Genomic DNA, 14,883 nt, shown 5'->3' with positions numbered 1-14,883 from the left:
GCCAGGTTGCACACGATTCGTGAAGAAAGCGGTCACACGCTGTGCCTTAGCACCTTGGCGCGAGGGGCCTAGAATAAAAGCCACCATCAGCAGGAGAGCCAAGCGATGTTCGCCTCATTTGAATCGGGCCGATGCCAAGTCAACGGCATTACCGTCAACTACCGCAAAGGTGGGAGCGGCCAAGGTCTGCTCTTGCTCCACGGGCATCCCCAGACCCACGTCATGTGGCACAAAGTCGCCGAACCCCTGGCGGAGCATTTCACCGTGATCGCGGCGGATCTTCGCGGCTACGGTGACAGCGACAAACCGGCAGGCGACGCAGAACACGTCGCCTACTCCAAGCGGCAAATGGCCCTGGACGGGCTCGAGCTCATGCGCGCGCTGGGGTTCGTGAAGTTTGACGTATTGGCGCATGACCGAGGCGCACGCGTGGCCCATCGCATGGCGATGGATCACCCGGATGCAGTGAAGCGCTTGATCACGCTGGACATCGCTCCGACACTGGCGATGTACGAGCAAACCAACGAAGCGTTTGCCCGCGCCTATTGGCACTGGTTTTTCCTGATTCGCCCGGCTCCGTTTCCCGAAACGCTCATCGAGGCCGATCCGGAGCTCTATCTGCGCAGCGTCATGGGCACTCGCAGCGCTGGCATGGCGCCTTTCACTGATTCAGCATTGGCCGAATACCTGCGCTGCCTGTCACTCCCCGGCGCAGCTCATGGTGTTTGTGAAGACTACCGGGCAAGCGCCAGCATCGATCTGGAGCACGACAAGAGCGACCGACAAGCCGGCCGAAAACTCTCAGTGCCATTGTTGGCCTTGTGGGGAGCGGACGGCGTCGTGGGCCGTTGCTTCGATCCGCTGGGGGAATGGCAAAAAGTCGCGACCGATGTGCGAGGGAAAGCGCTACCGTCGGGGCATTACATAGCGGAAGAAGCGCCGAAGCTTTTGCTGGACGAGGTGCTTGGATTTTTGCTCCCTTCGATCCCCCGGGGCCGGTAATTTACAGGCGGCAACCGTTCCTACGACACCTGCGGCAAATTCCTGGACACTGGGCCCCAATCCATCATCACCTTGGCCGTGCATTCCGGCCTGGACGCCGTCGGCTTGACCGCAGCCTTCGCAACGGCGTTGGGAAATGCGGGCATCAGTTGCAACGTCATCGCGGCTTACTACCACGACCACTTTCGTGGGGCGGGAAGATGAAAAGCCATCCATTAGCGCTCCCGCCAGCCACTGCCTCTACACCCACCCCTCAAGCCGCAACGTGGCGCGCACCAGGCGTTGTTCTTCGTTTTCGATTTCCTTGAGGTTTTCGCAAATGCTCTGGATGTGGGCGATGGCCGCCTTGCGTGCCTGCTCCGGCAGGCGTCCGGTCACGGCGTTGTAGAGCCGGGCGTGTTGCCGGTCGATCTGGCGCTTCTGTGGTTCACGGTGGTAGAGGTTGTTGACCGAGGCAAACACTGAACTGAGCAGCAAGTCCGTCAGCGAACGCAAGGTCTGCACCAGCACCGGGTTATGTGAGGCCTCGCAGATCGCCAGGTGAAACGCATGGTCGAGCCGGGCGTGGACGCTGGCCTCCAGGGGATGGCTATGGGCGTCGAGCATGGCCTCGTAGCTGCGGGTAATCAGTACGAAGTCAGCCTCGGTCCCGCGCAGGGCCGCCAAGCGCGCCGATTCGCCCTCAAGCAGGCTGCGCACTTCAAACAAGTCGTAGAGTGTGCGTGGCTGCGAGCTGAACAGGTGCATCAGCGGCGACGCCAAGCCATGCCCAGCCAGGTCGGCCACGAAGGACCCCTTGCCCTGCTCGGTCTTGATGATTCCGCGGGCGCGCAACAGCTTCAGGCCCTCGCGAAGCGCAGTCCGGGAGACGCCGAGTTTTTCTGTCAACCGGCGCTCCGAAGGCAACAATTGCCCGGTCTTGAGTACGCCATCGACAATCAGGCGTTCGATGCGCTCACAGACGACGTCGGCGACCTGCGGGTTGCGGCTCGTTTCCACGCTTTCCATCGAATCTCCCACTGGTATGACCAGATTCAGACCAATGTAATCGTCCGTTCGGACATGCTGATAAGCCATTGCCCTATAAAGCTTTTACCCTATAGCCCATGAGAACCCGCCCAAAGAACTGGTTCGACCAGCTGAACACCCCATAGACAGTAGAACGCGTCGGCCTAATGATGCAAGTCAGCCGTATCGGAACAGACCTCTAATAAAAACAACCGAGTGTCGCCTACGAACGATGAATATTCTCTACGACGAACGCGTCGACGGCGCCCTGCCTGACGTCGACAAAAACGCGCTGCTGCAGGCCTTGCAAACCCAGTTGCCCGACCTGGAAATCCTGCATCAGCGCGAGGAGCTCAAGCCGTACGAATGCGACGGGCTCTCCGCTTACCGCACCACGCCCATGCTGGTGGTGCTGCCGCGCCACATCGAAGAGGTCCAGGGCGTGCTGCGGCTCTGTCATGAGCGCAAGGTCCCCGTCGTTGCCCGTGGCGCCGGCACTGGTTTGTCCGGCGGTGCGCTGCCGCTGGAAAAAGGCGTGTTGCTGGTGATGGCGCGCTTCAACAACATCCTGCACATCGACCCTGCCGCCCGCACCGCACGGGTCCAGCCGGGGGTGCGTAATCTGGCGATTTCCCAGGCGGCCGCGCCGTTCGGCTTGTACTACGCGCCGGACCCCTCCTCCCAGATCGCCTGCTCGATCGGTGGCAATGTCGCGGAGAACGCCGGTGGCGTGCATTGCCTCAAGTACGGGCTGACCGTCCACAACCTGTTGAAGGTGGACATTCTCACCGTCGACGGCGAACACCTGACGTTGGGGTCGCAGACCCTCGACTCACCCGGGTTCGATCTGCTGGCGTTGTTCACCGGTTCCGAAGGCATGCTCGGGGTGATCACCGAGGTTACAGTCAAACTGCTGCCCAAACCGCAAACGGCCAAAGTCCTGCTGGCGGCCTTCGACTCGGTTGAAAAGGCCGGCCGCGCCGTGGGTGACATCATTGCCGCCGGCATCATCCCGGGCGGCCTGGAAATGATGGACAACCTGGCCATCCGCGCCGCCGAGGACTTCATTCACGCCGGCTATCCGGTAGACGCCCAAGCCATCCTGTTGTGTGAGCTCGACGGCGTGGAGGCCGACGTCCACGACGACTGCGATCGCGTGCGCCAGGTATTGCAGCAGGCCGGCGCCACCGAAGTGCGCCAGGCTCGCGACGAGGCCGAGCGCGTGCGTTTCTGGGCTGGACGCAAGAATGCGTTTCCTGCGGTGGGACGCCTCTCGCCGGATTACTACTGCATGGACGGGACCATACCGCGCCGGGAACTGCCCGGAGTGCTTCGCGCCATCGCGGCGTTATCGGCCGAACATGGCCTGCGGGTGGCCAACGTTTTTCACGCGGGCGACGGCAACATGCATCCGCTGATCCTCTTCGATGCCAATCAACCGGGTGAGCTCGATCGCGCCGAAGCCCTGGGCGGCAAGATCCTCGAACTGTGCGTAAAAGTCGGTGGCAGCATCACCGGGGAACACGGCGTGGGCCGGGAAAAGATCAACCAGATGTGCGCGCAGTTCAACAGCGACGAATTGACCGTGTTCCACGCCGTCAAAGCCGCATTCGATCCGAGCGGCCTGCTCAACCCTGGCAAGAACATTCCAACGCTGCATCGCTGCGCCGAGTTTGGCGCCATGCACGTCCACATGGGTCAGGTGCCCTTCCCTGAACTGGAGCGTTTCTGATGGGCAGCGAACATGATTTCGACGACAGCGCAGCGCTGCTGCAGCAGGTCAACCAGGCGCTGGAAAGCGCCACCGCGCTGCGCATCCAAGGCTCCAACAGCAAAGCGTCACTTGGACGCTGCGTCGCCGGTGAGGTCCTCGACACGCGCTCGCACCGAGGCATCGTCAGCTACGATCCGACGGAACTGGTGATCACCGTTCGCTGCGGTACGCCGCTGGCTCATCTTTGCGAGGTGCTGGACGCGGCGCAGCAAATGCTGCCTTGCGAACCGCCCTCCTTCGGCGAGAACGCCACCGTGGGCGGCATGATTGCCTGCGGGCTCTCAGGGCCCCGGCGCCCCTGGTCTGGGTCGGTGCGCGATTTCATTCTCGGCACACGGGTCATCACCGGTCGCGGTAAACACCTGCGTTTCGGTGGAGAAGTCATGAAAAACGTCGCCGGCTACGATCTGTCGCGCTTGATGGCCGGCAGCTACGGCGCGCTGGGCGTGGTGACCGAAGTGTCCCTCAAGGTCCTGCCAAAACCGCGGCAAACGTTGAGCATCAGCCTGGAAATGGACGCCGCCCGGGCTTTGTTGCGCCTCGCGGAATGGGGCCAGCAACCGCTGCCCATCAGCGCGGCGTGCCACGATGGCGAGCGCCTGCACCTGCGGCTCGAAGGTGGCGAAGGCTCGGTCGCCGCGGCCCGCGACCGTCTGGGCGGCGAGTGGTTGGACTCTTCGTACTGGCAGGATCTGAATGAACACCGGTTGAGCTTCTTCGATGAGGACCGCCCCCTTTGGCGCCTCGCCGTGCCCAATGGCACGCCTCGACTGCCCTTGCCGGGCGTTCAGTTGATCGATTGGGGCGGCGCCCAGCGCTGGCTCAAATCCGCTGCCGAAGCGCCCTTTATCCGCTCGCTCGTCGAACAAGCCGGAGGGCATGCCACCTGCTACACCCCTGGCGTGACCGACACCCCCTTCCAGCCGCTGCCCGACGCGCTGATGCGCTACCACCGGAACTTGAAGCAACAACTCGACCCGCGTGGCATCTTCAACCCCGGTCGCCTGTACGCGGAGCTCTGAACCATGCAGACCAACTTGAGCGACAACGCCCGCCAACTGCCTCGCGCCGAAGAAGCCGAACGGATTCTGCGAAGTTGCGTGCACTGCGGCTTTTGCAATGCCACCTGCCCGACCTACCAATTGCTGGGCGATGAACTGGACGGCCCGAGGGGGCGCATCTACCTGATCAAGCAGGTGCTCGAAGGCAACGAAGTGACCCGCAAGACCCAGGAACACCTTGACCGTTGCCTGTCATGCCGCAACTGCGAAACCACCTGCCCCTCTGGCGTCGACTATCACAATTTGCTGGACATCGGTCGGGCGGTGGTGGATGCGGCAGTCCCACGCTCACCCGGCCAACGGCTGTTGCGCGAGGGATTGCGCGGCGTGCTGCCCAATCCAGGATTGTTCAAAGGGCTGGTGAGCAGTGGCCAGGTTTTCCGTGCCGTGCTGCCCAATGCGCTGCAAGCCAAACTGCCTCGCAACACTCATCGGGCAAAGCCACGACCGACCCTGCGCCATGATCGGCAAGTGCTCATGCTCGAAGGCTGCGTGCAACCGAGCCTGTCGCCCAATACCAATGCCGCCGCCGCCCGGGTACTGGACCGGCTGGGAATCAGTGTCACCCCGATTCGCGAGGCCGGCTGCTGCGGTGCGCTGGATTACCACCTGGATGCCCAGGCCGCCGGCCTCGATCGAGCCCGACGTAACATCGACGCGTGGTGGCCGGCCGTCGAAAGCGGTGCCGAGGCCATTGTGCAAACCGCCAGCGGCTGCGGCGCCTTCGTCAAGGATTACGGGCATCTGCTCAGCACCGACCCAGCGTATGCCGACAAGGCCGCAAGGGTCAGTGCGTTGTCCAAGGACCTGGTCGAAGTACTGCGTGACGAGCCACTGGACAAGCTCGGCGTGCACAGCGATCAGCGCCTGGCCTTCCACTGCCCCTGCACCTTGCAGCACGCGCAAAAGCTTGGGGGAGCGGTTGAAGCCATCCTTGAGAAGCTCGGATTCAACCTCACGCCGGTGCCCGACAGTCACTTGTGCTGCGGCTCGGCGGGCACCTATTCGCTGACCCAACCTGCACTGTCCCGGCAACTGCGGGACAACAAGCTCAATGCGCTGGAAAGCGGACACCCCGAGATCATCGCCACCGCCAATATCGGCTGCCAGTCCCACCTCGACGGTGCTGGCCGAACCTCGGTCCGGCACTGGATAGAATTGGTCGAAGCCGCGATGCCTTGACCGAGCACTGGGATTCAACAGGCGTCGCGGCCCGCTTGTATTCAACCCCCGGTCACACTGCAGCAGCCGCAACCACCCTGGAACGCCAGGCAAAAGCCAGCACCATCAGCAACCCCAGGGCCGCCATCGCTGCTCCGGCCAGGGAGATCGCCGGATAACCCAACCCCGCATTGATCACCGCGCCTCCCAGCGCCGCGCCAATCGCGTTGCCTAGGTTGAAGGCACCGATGTTTACCGCAGACGCCAGGTTAGGCGCGTCCTTGGCGGCTTCCATCACGCGCATCTGCAAAGGCGGCACCAAGGCAAAGCTGGCGATGCCCCAGATCAGGATGGCTACCGCGGCCGGCAGCGGCCAGCGCATCAGCACGGTAAACGCCAGCAGGACAACAATCAGTATGCTCAGCGATACGATCAGCGTGCGGTCTATCGAGCGATCGGCGGCCTTGCCGCCCCACATATTGCCCAACGTCAGCCCGACACCGAACAACACCAACATCGCGGTGATGAAAGAGGTGCGAGCATGGGTCTCGCTGCTCAGGATCGGGGCGATATAGGTGAAGACGGTGAACATCGCACCTGAACCGACAACGGTCAGGGCCAATGCCCCCAACACCGGGCCACGGCCCAGCACCCGGATTTCCGCCAACACACCGATGCTTTGCGGCGTCGGCACGTTGGGCAGGGCGAACCACAGCGCGGCCATCGCCGCCACGCCCAGGCCAGTAATGCCCCAGAATGCCGTGCGCCAGCCGAACAGTTCGCCAAACCAGGCGGCCAGCGGCACACCGCCGATGGTCGCCAGGGTCAGGCCCATGAACATGGCCGCGACCGCTCCGGCACGTTTCTGCGGCGCGACCACGCTGGCAGCGACAATAGAGCCAACGCCAAAGAACGCTCCGTGATTCAGTGAGGTCACCACCCGGGCGATCATGAGGCTGTAGTAGTCGGTCGCCAGCGCTGACATCAGGTTTCCGAGGGTGAAAATCGCCATGAGCCCGATCAGCAGATAACGTCGGGGAATCCTGCCGGTGGTCAGGGTCATCAACGGCGCGCCGAGCAGTACGCCGAGGGCGTAAGCACTGACCAGCAGGCCGGCGGAGGGAATGGAAACGCCAAGATCCGCAGCGATGCCCGGCAACATGCCCATCGGCGCGAACTCGGTAACGCCGATGCCAAAGGCACCAATGGCGAGTGCAACAAGCGGTGGATTGATACGCATGGAAGTCTCCTCATCTATGTCGCAAATGCTACGATGCGGACTTTCAAGGCGGTAGATAGCCTTTCTGGCATACACCTTTGCGTGCGGAGCACAAATGGACTTCAACGGCAGATCAGGGGAAATGGCTGTGTTCGCCACGGTGGCGCAGGAAGGCAGCCTGTCGGCCGCCGCGCGCGTATTGGGGCTGACGCCCTCGGCGGTCAGCCGGACCATCGCGCGGACCGAACAGCGTCTGGGTACCCGCCTGCTGTTGCGCACCACGCGGGCGATCACCTTCACGGCCGAAGGCGAGGCTTACCTGCGCGGCGCTCGGCGGATCCTGGCCGACATGGCCGAGGTCGAAGAAGCCGTCGCCGACCAGGGCGTGCCCCGGGGCCGCTTGCGCGTCAGTGCCGCCCTCGGCCATGGGCGGCAAGCCATCGTTCCCTTGGTGGCGGCCTTCAGCGCCCGCTACCCGAACATCGTCGTCGACCTCACCCTCGGCGACGAAGTGGTCGACATCCTCGGCGGCCAGGCAGACGTCGCGGTGCGGTTTGGCCACTTGCCCGACAGCCCACTGACCGCGCGCCGGATCGGCGACACCGGCCAGGTGGTGGTGGCTTCGCCCGCCTATCTAGAGCGCCATGGCACACCCCAGGAACCGGAAGACCTGCTGCAACACAACTGCCTGCGCTTCAATTTCCGTCGCGCCGAACCCAACTGGCCGTTCATCCGCGACGGCGAAGAATTTTCCCTGAAAATCACCGGCAACATCGAATGCAGCAGCGGCGAGGCGCTGGCACAACTCGCGCGTGTGGGCGCCGGCATCGCCCGTATCGGCGAGTTCACCGTGGCCGAGGATTTGCGACGCGGCGATCTGGTACCGCTACTAGGTGCCTGGAACCCCGGGGACCGGGAACCGATCCACGCAGTTTTTGTTGGCGGGACGGCAATGCCAGCGCGGGTGCGGGTATTCGTCGATTTTCTGCTGGAGCATCATCGACTGTGAGCGTAGCCCGGGGGGACCAGGCGGCCTAGCGTCCGAACATTCGCACCAGAACGTCGCCTTCCCCGCCACGCCGCCGATGGATCAGCACCATGGCGACGTGGCCGATGATCAGTAGCAGCAGCAACCAACCCAACCAGCTATGCAGGAGGTTCGCGGGCAACATCATCCATTCGACTTTTTCATCGAAACCCGGCATCAACGGAATGCCCAACGGCGAAAAAGCCCGCCCGGAGCCGTATTGCCGGACCAGTGCGATCAGCGGAATGATGATGACCAGGGCATACATCGCCAGGTGTCCCAGTGTCGCTGCGATGCTCAGGGACGCGGGCCTATGGCCGCGATTGTGCAAGGACCAGCACGCCCGCAGTATCACCAGAAGTATCAATACGAACCCGAGTGTCTTGTGGGTGCCCCACAAAAATTTCTCGACGGCCGTGTCCTCCAGTAGAAGATGGGAAAACGCCGTAGCAAATTGCCACGCAAGCAAGGCGGCCATTGACCAGTGCAGGAAACGACTGACTGTTCCGTAGCGAACATGGCTGTCGTGTAGTTGCCAGTTTGATGAAGTCATCGTGCAAGCCCAGTGAGTGATCAGCCCAATGATAGATCATGCTGTCGGGTGACGGGCCGTTCTACGGCCGTACCCTGCCGCAATCAAGCTGCTTGGCTGTAGCCTCGCGTTCCTGCCTGCACTGCCCCGGCTAGTTTGGCTTCGCAACGGTAGGCACGGTCATCCGAGCAAAGACATACAGCAGCATGCCCACCAGGATGAGTGCCCCGCCGCGCAGCCAAGTGCCCATGTCTTGCTGACTCAGCAATACGAGACAAGACAGGATGGCTAGCACGGGTACCCACGTAGGCGTCTGATAATGCTCTTGTGCGACCTTGTCCTTGCGTAACACCAGCACCGCTATGTTGGTGCTGAGGAAAACGAACAGTAAGAGCAGAACCACGGTTTGCGCCAGGGTAGCCAAGGTCCCCGTGAGCGTCAGTGCGATTGCTACGAGGGTCGTTGCGACAATGGCCGCCCACGGCGTGCGCCGGTGGGGCAGTACCTTTTCCAGGAAGTCTGGCAAGAGGCCTAGATTTGCCATCCCATACGTGAGACGACTGGCCATGATCATGGTCAGCAGCGCCCCGTTGGCCACTGCGATGAGCGCGATGAACGCGAACAGGCGAGGCGGAATATCTAGCCCGGACGCACGGACCACCTCAAGTAACGGCGCCGAGGTCGCGAGCAGTTTCTCCGTGGACAGTACTGACGAGGCTGCGACCCCAACGGCCATGTAAACGACGCCCGCGGTTATCAGCGCCGCAAACAAGGCGCGGGGGTATACCTTGCGGACGTCCTTGATCTCTTCCGCGAGGTTGGCGGAAGTCTCAAAACCCACGAACGAATAGAACGCGAGCAACGCAGCGCCCAGGACGGCGAGCATCGGGCTGACTCCAGGCTTGAATTCCAGCGACCTTGCGAGTTGCGCTTCGCCAGAACTGAAGAAACTCCCCGCCGCGACGATGACCAGGATCAGCCCCGACAGCTCGATCACGGTCATCACCATATTCGCCCCGAGGGATTCCTTGATCCCTCTGGCATTCAACAGCGCGATGACCAACAAGAAAATCAGGGCAGCGACGTGGGCGGGTACTTCAATGAACGCTGCAAGGTAGTCCCCCGCAAAAGCCAGCGAGAGACCGGCAGCGCTTGTCACCGCCGCGGCGAGCATGCAAAAACCGACCAGGAACGATATCAACGGTGATTTGAAAGCCTTTTCGGCAAACACCGACGCTGCGCCCGCGTGAGGGTATTTCGAGACCAGTTCGGCATACGAACCCGCCGTCAGCATTGCGAACAATAACGCGATCAACAACGGCACCCAGATCGCGCCGCCGACTTCCCCTGCGATGGTACCCGCCAGCGCATAAACGCCAGCGCCCAGCACATCGCCAAGTATGAACAGAAACAGCATCGGCCCCGTGACAGCGCGACGCAAAGAGGTCTTGGATTGGGACGTGTTTACTTTCATTGAAGGCTCTGTCACAGATGTGAATGCGCGAAGGTATTCAAGCGTCATGCCTGCGCACAACGTCTGCACCAGTGGAATGGGTTCGTAGGGTAAAAGTTCACTAAATCACCCGTGACCAACTTAGCCCATAGCCAAACGAACGGTTATCCATCCAATGCCAACTAGCCGTGCCGTTTGCTACCCAGCACCAAAGCAACACCCCCCAGCACGGCGACGGATGCCAAGACCATCCTTACGCTCAGGCTTTCACCCAGAAATACGATACCCGCCAGCGAAGCCAGGATGGGCACGCTCAACTGCACCGTCGCGGCTTGAAACGCCGCAAGATGACGCACCGCGACATACCAGACCGCGTAGCCGACTCCTGACGCCAGCGCGCCGGAAAGAACCGCATAAAACATACCCAGCGCATCCCAACGCAGCGTTGAGAGAAACGGCAAGCTTGCCACCAGGACCAGGGGAATCGACCGCAGGAAATTGCCGGTTGTGGTCGCCAGCGGATCGGCGACAGTTTTGCCAAGCAGCGAGTAGATTCCCCATGCCAGCCCCGATAACAGCATCGTAAGCGCGCTAACGGGGTCGGGAGCGGCTGCGCCTGGCAGCAGCAGACTGACCAGGCCAGCCATCGCCAACAAAAACCCAACGATTGCCCGCGTATGCATCCGTTCGCCTTTGAACAAGCCGAACAGAACCATGCTCAGTTGAACCGCGCCAAACAACAACAGCGCCCCCGTCCCGGTCTCCAAATGACGGTACGCGAAGGAAAAAGCAAAGACGTAAACGAACAAGGCTGCGGCGCCCTTCCAACTGCCTTTGGTTAGGGTTGAGGACCGCCTCATGAGGCACATCAGCCCTAACACCAAGGCCCCGCTGACCAGCCGGACAACGCTGAAGCTCGCGGCATCGATATCAGTGTGCTTAAGCGCCAGGCGGCACAGCAATGAGTTAGCGGCGAAGGCGAACAGGGCGAAACAGGTCATCGCTACCAATCTGGCCGATGCTGACGAGTTGGACGCCAATGTGGGGTGTTTGCTTATTGTCATGGTCGATCCCAATGCCCAGGCAGGCTCTTAGAACGTTCGACGCCACCGCGCCCGTTGAAACACGTTCAACTACGCTGGGCTTATAGTCGTCTCTGTACCGATCGGTCAATACAACTATCTTCCTACGACCCTCGGATGAGCTTCTCCCATTTGTATCCTTCAACGCGCACGCATGGGTATGATTGCCGCTCAACCGGTTGGAATTGGCCCATGGGAAAAAAGAACGCCGTCGTCGCTGCCGAACCTGCTGAAACCAGCACCAAGGAGCGGATACTGAAAGTCGCTGCGCAATTGTTTTCGACGCGCGGGTTTCACGCGACCGGCATGGCTGAGTTGGAAAAAGCCACCGGCCTGGCTCGAGGCGCGCTGTATTACCACATCGGCAGCAAGGAAGAGCTCCTGTTCGAGATCACCAGCCGGTACTTGCGGGTGCTCATCGCTGAGGGCACGCCTCTGTGCGAGAGTGACCTGCCCGCGGAGGATAAATTTCGCCAGCTCTCGGCCATTGTGATGCGCACGATTGTCACTCACCTGGCCGAAATGACGGTATGTTTCCGGGAGGTGTATTCCGTCATTGGCGAGCGCCAGACCGAGTTGCTCGACCTGCACCGGCAGTATGAAAAGCTCTGGTCGCAAATCCTCAAGGCCGGCGTGAACGAGGGGACCTTCCGTACAGCTGACGCGTTGGCCGTCAAGGCTATCCTTGGCATACACCATTACAGCTACTTGTGGATCAAGCCCGGCGGCCCGCGCTCGCCGGAATCCATCGCGACGTTTTTCTGCGACACCCTCCTGCCCGGACTGAAGGTTGAGCAAGGCAGTCCCTGTAGGTCGGACTGTTGAAAAGCCCACTGACGGATAAAAAATGTAGAATCCGCTCGCCAAAAAACCGTTCCTTCTCAACGAGCTTTGCTGATGAAGCTGGCCAGCCGCAAAAAATCGATGATTGCCTGGGTGCTGTATTTCAGCGTCCTGTTCGCATCGTTGCTGTGCGCGATGGGCCACGGGCAAATGGCCGGCTTGCGATTGAGCGGTTTGGACGGCGGACTGCTTTGCTCCACAGGCGGCGGTGCAGTCTTCGAAAGCCTGCATGATGCGCCCGCCCCGTCACTGCCCGTCGAGGCTGATTGCGTCATTGCCAGCCTGTTCGGTGCGATCCTGCTCGCGGCGTTCTTCGGGCTGCTCGCCTTGCTTGCCGGCGAACCAGCCTGGCCCTTGCCCGCACAACCTACCCGTTGCTTACCCAGGCAGCGCTGGCCCCTGATCAATCCTCGCGCCTCCCCCGCCCTGCTTCCCTCGCCTTGACATCATCACCACTAGCCGCTGCCTGACGCGCGGACGGTGTGTGCTCATCGAATTAAGCCAGGAAGCTATTCATGTTTCGCTTGACTACTTTGGCGCTGCTCGCGGGCAGCACCTGCGCGTGGGCGCAAGACACAACCCTGAATTTACCCACCAGCTATATCAACGCCTCGGCCGACCAGCCGAAACCGGCGACCAGCCTGGACCTGGACACCCCCATCGAAAGCGGCTCGCGTCTGAACCTCAGTGCCCGGGAAAACCCGGCCTCTGTGAGCGTGGCCGATCGCAAGACAATGGAACGCATCGGCGCGCGCAACTTTCAGGATGCGGCGAACGCTCTGCCAGGCGTAAACGCTTCTGCACCGCCCGGCTGGGGCGGCTATGTGTCGTATCGTGGTTTCAACGGTGCCCAGATCAGCCAGTTGTTCAACGGCATCAACCTGCAATACGGCGGCGCAGCGCGTCCGGTCGGCGCATGGATTTATGACCGGGTGGAATTGCTCGGCGGCCCCTCCTCGTTCCTCAACGGCAGCGGTGCCGTGGGTGGCAGCCTGAACGTGATCACCAAGCTCGCCAACCGCGAGGAAGATACCTTCGAGGGCCGGATGAGCTACGGTCGCTACGACACTTGGGAAACCGCAGTCGGCTTCAATAAGGCGCTCAACAGCGGTGACGGTCCACGTCACTATGCGCGGCTCGACTACAGCCGCACCAGCAGCAACGGCTACATCGATCGCCAGGAGAATGGTGCGGGCAACCTGGCCTTCTCCCTGCTCAGCGACATCAACGACCGACTCTCCCATACGCTGGCGATCGAATACCTGGAGGAGAAGGAAGACAGTCCCTACTGGGGCACGCCGGTATTGCAACCGCTGACCGGCAAGCTGCACATCGACAAGCACAACCGCTTCAACAACTACAACGTCGAGGACGGTCGTTACGAGCAGCGCACCCGCTGGATACGTTCAATCACCGACTACCATCTGGACGACAACACCCAATTGCGCAACACCTTCTATCACTACGACGGCCAGCGCGATTACCGCAACCTTGAGGTCTACCGCTACAACAGCGACAACAGCGCCATCGCCCGCTCCGGCGGTTACCGCCAGCGGCACGACCAGGAGGTCAACGGTGACCGTATCGAGCTGACTCACCAGGCTCAGCTGTTCGGCCTGGCCAGCGATTGGGCCCTGGGCATGGATTACAACACCAACCAGCAAACCAACTACCCACTGTCCAAAGGTGCCTTCGATACCATCGACCCAAATGGCTTTGAGCCGGGCCAGTTTTTGGACATTCCGGGGATGGACGCACCGCGCGCTAAAGGTCGCAGCAGCTGGACCGATACCTCCTCGGCTTTCGTCGAGAACCGTACGCGCCTGACCGAACAACTGGCGCTGATCACCGCGCTGCGCTATGACCACATCGACTTCGAGGTCGTCGATCATGTGGCCCAGGCCAGGCTCGACAAGCGTTGGGATGCAGTCACGGGTCGCGTGGGCCTGGTGTACGACCTGACGTCCAATGTCAGCCTTTATACCCAATACAGTACGTCGGCCGAGCCGCCGGGAGGCACGCTGACCAGCGCCTCCATTGCCCAGGTGGGCGATTTTGACTTGAGCACCGGTCGCCAAGTCGAGGTGGGCAGCAAGTTCGATTTTCTTGACGGTCGCGGCTCGGCCACCGCCGCGGCCTACCGCATCGTGCGCAAGAACATCTCCGTCCCCTCCTCGACGGTGCCCAACACCACCGAACAAGCGGGTCAGCAAACCTCCACCGGCATTGAGCTGGCAGCGTCGTTCAAGGTCACGCCCAAGCTGTTGGCGGCCGGCAACGTCACTTGGGTCAGGGCCGAGTACGACGAGTTCAATGAAACCATCGCAGGCGTCGTGCACTCACGCAAAGGCAATAATCCGGTGAACATTCCAGATCGGGTCGCCAATCTCTGGCTGACCTATGACGTGGCTCCTGGCTGGCAACTCGGGGCCGACGCGCGCTACGTGTCGTCGGTTTACGCCAACACCGCCAATACGATGTGGGTGCCTTCCTACACCCTGTACGGCCTGTCCATGACCCACGACCTGGACAAACACCTGCAAGTCAGCGCGCGCCTGCGCAACCTGACCGACGAGGTCTATGCCCGTTTCATCCACCAGAGCAACACTCAATATTACGTGGGGGAACCGCGCAGTCTGGAAGTCGCCATGCAGTGGAAGTACTGACAAGCCTGAACGCACTGCAACAAGTCGTCTGACGGCCTGACGTGTCTGATTATGA

General features: G+C 61.5%; 13 protein-coding genes and 1 pseudogene. 9 read left to right on the top strand and 5 right to left on the bottom strand.

The window, feature by feature from the left end; all coding sequences use genetic code 11:
- The first annotated feature begins 105 nt into the window (after window positions 1–105).
- A complete protein-coding gene (locus tag DOCECA_RS09675; protein ID WP_434606133.1) occupies window positions 106–1,002 on the top strand; it encodes an alpha/beta fold hydrolase in 897 nt (298 codons plus the stop codon).
- Window positions 1,003–1,068: 66 nt separating this feature from the next.
- Window positions 1,069–1,185 (top strand): annotated as a pseudogene (locus tag DOCECA_RS09670) (ACT domain-containing protein); the annotation flags it as partial.
- Between the two features lie 57 nt (window positions 1,186–1,242).
- Here the strand turns inward: DOCECA_RS09670 and glcC are convergent.
- On the bottom strand, window positions 1,243–2,010 hold the full coding sequence (gene glcC / locus DOCECA_RS09665; protein WP_434559267.1) for a transcriptional regulator GlcC: 768 nt from the start codon (window positions 2,008–2,010) through the stop codon (window positions 1,243–1,245).
- Window positions 2,011–2,242: 232 nt separating this feature from the next.
- On the opposite strand from glcC, the gene glcD reads away from it, so the two are divergent.
- From glcD to glcF, 3 genes are read left to right on the top strand one after another with little or no spacing between them, the layout of a single operon-like run.
- On the top strand, window positions 2,243–3,742 hold the full coding sequence (gene glcD / locus DOCECA_RS09660; RefSeq protein WP_434647880.1) for a glycolate oxidase subunit GlcD: 1,500 nt from the start codon (window positions 2,243–2,245) through the stop codon (window positions 3,740–3,742).
- Complete coding sequence (glcE, locus tag DOCECA_RS09655) at window positions 3,742–4,806, top strand: glycolate oxidase subunit GlcE (protein ID WP_445571864.1); 1,065 nt, start codon at window positions 3,742–3,744, stop codon at window positions 4,804–4,806. The genes glcD and glcE overlap by 1 nt, the downstream gene beginning before the upstream one ends.
- Window positions 4,807–4,809: 3 nt before the next feature.
- Window positions 4,810–6,027: a glycolate oxidase subunit GlcF gene (glcF, locus tag DOCECA_RS09650; protein WP_434647883.1), complete on the top strand. Its 1,218-nt coding sequence runs from the start codon at window positions 4,810–4,812 to the stop codon at window positions 6,025–6,027.
- A gap of 52 nt (window positions 6,028–6,079) precedes the next feature.
- Here the strand turns inward: glcF and DOCECA_RS09645 are convergent, their stop codons facing one another.
- The gene (locus tag DOCECA_RS09645; RefSeq protein ID WP_434647884.1) at window positions 6,080–7,246 is read right to left on the bottom strand and encodes an MFS transporter; all 1,167 of its coding nucleotides are present in this window, start codon (window positions 7,244–7,246) and stop codon (window positions 6,080–6,082) included.
- Between the two features lie 94 nt (window positions 7,247–7,340).
- Between DOCECA_RS09645 and DOCECA_RS09640 the strand changes: the two genes are divergently transcribed.
- Window positions 7,341–8,234 carry a LysR family transcriptional regulator gene (locus DOCECA_RS09640; protein ID WP_445571863.1) on the top strand — a complete coding sequence of 298 codons (894 nt, stop codon included), beginning with the start codon at window positions 7,341–7,343 and terminating at the stop codon, window positions 8,232–8,234.
- 25 nt (window positions 8,235–8,259) lie between these two features.
- On the opposite strand, the gene DOCECA_RS09635 is transcribed toward DOCECA_RS09640, so the two are convergent.
- From DOCECA_RS09635 to DOCECA_RS09625, 3 genes are all read right to left on the bottom strand, one after another.
- On the bottom strand, window positions 8,260–8,805 hold the full coding sequence (locus DOCECA_RS09635; RefSeq protein ID WP_420763639.1) for a cytochrome b: 546 nt from the start codon (window positions 8,803–8,805) through the stop codon (window positions 8,260–8,262).
- Window positions 8,806–8,935: 130 nt separating this feature from the next.
- Window positions 8,936–10,258 (bottom strand): APC family permease, encoded by a 1,323-nt coding sequence (locus tag DOCECA_RS09630; protein WP_434606148.1) that lies wholly within the window; start codon window positions 10,256–10,258, stop codon window positions 8,936–8,938.
- A 161-nt stretch (window positions 10,259–10,419) separates the two neighbouring features.
- Window positions 10,420–11,301 carry a DMT family transporter gene (locus tag DOCECA_RS09625; protein WP_434647890.1) on the bottom strand — a complete coding sequence of 294 codons (882 nt, stop codon included), beginning with the start codon at window positions 11,299–11,301 and terminating at the stop codon, window positions 10,420–10,422.
- A gap of 135 nt (window positions 11,302–11,436) precedes the next feature.
- Between DOCECA_RS09625 and DOCECA_RS09620 the strand changes: the two genes are divergently transcribed.
- The 3 genes from DOCECA_RS09620 to DOCECA_RS09610 all read left to right on the top strand — a co-directional run bounded on the left by DOCECA_RS09620 (window position 11,437) and on the right by DOCECA_RS09610 (window position 14,828).
- Window positions 11,437–12,144: a TetR/AcrR family transcriptional regulator gene (locus DOCECA_RS09620; protein ID WP_445571862.1), complete on the top strand. Its 708-nt coding sequence runs from the start codon at window positions 11,437–11,439 to the stop codon at window positions 12,142–12,144.
- A 72-nt stretch (window positions 12,145–12,216) separates the two neighbouring features.
- Entirely contained in the window at window positions 12,217–12,606 is a 390-nt protein-coding gene (locus DOCECA_RS09615; RefSeq protein ID WP_434606155.1) for a DUF2946 family protein, read from the top strand.
- Between the two features lie 71 nt (window positions 12,607–12,677).
- Window positions 12,678–14,828: a TonB-dependent receptor gene (locus DOCECA_RS09610; RefSeq protein ID WP_434647895.1), complete on the top strand. Its 2,151-nt coding sequence runs from the start codon at window positions 12,678–12,680 to the stop codon at window positions 14,826–14,828.
- Window positions 14,829–14,883: the final 55 nt, after the last annotated feature.

This window comes from Pseudomonas sp. E102 (assembly GCF_052660185.1).
Note: the sequence above shows the minus strand (reverse complement) of the source record. Positions and strands in the feature narration are given on the sequence as shown.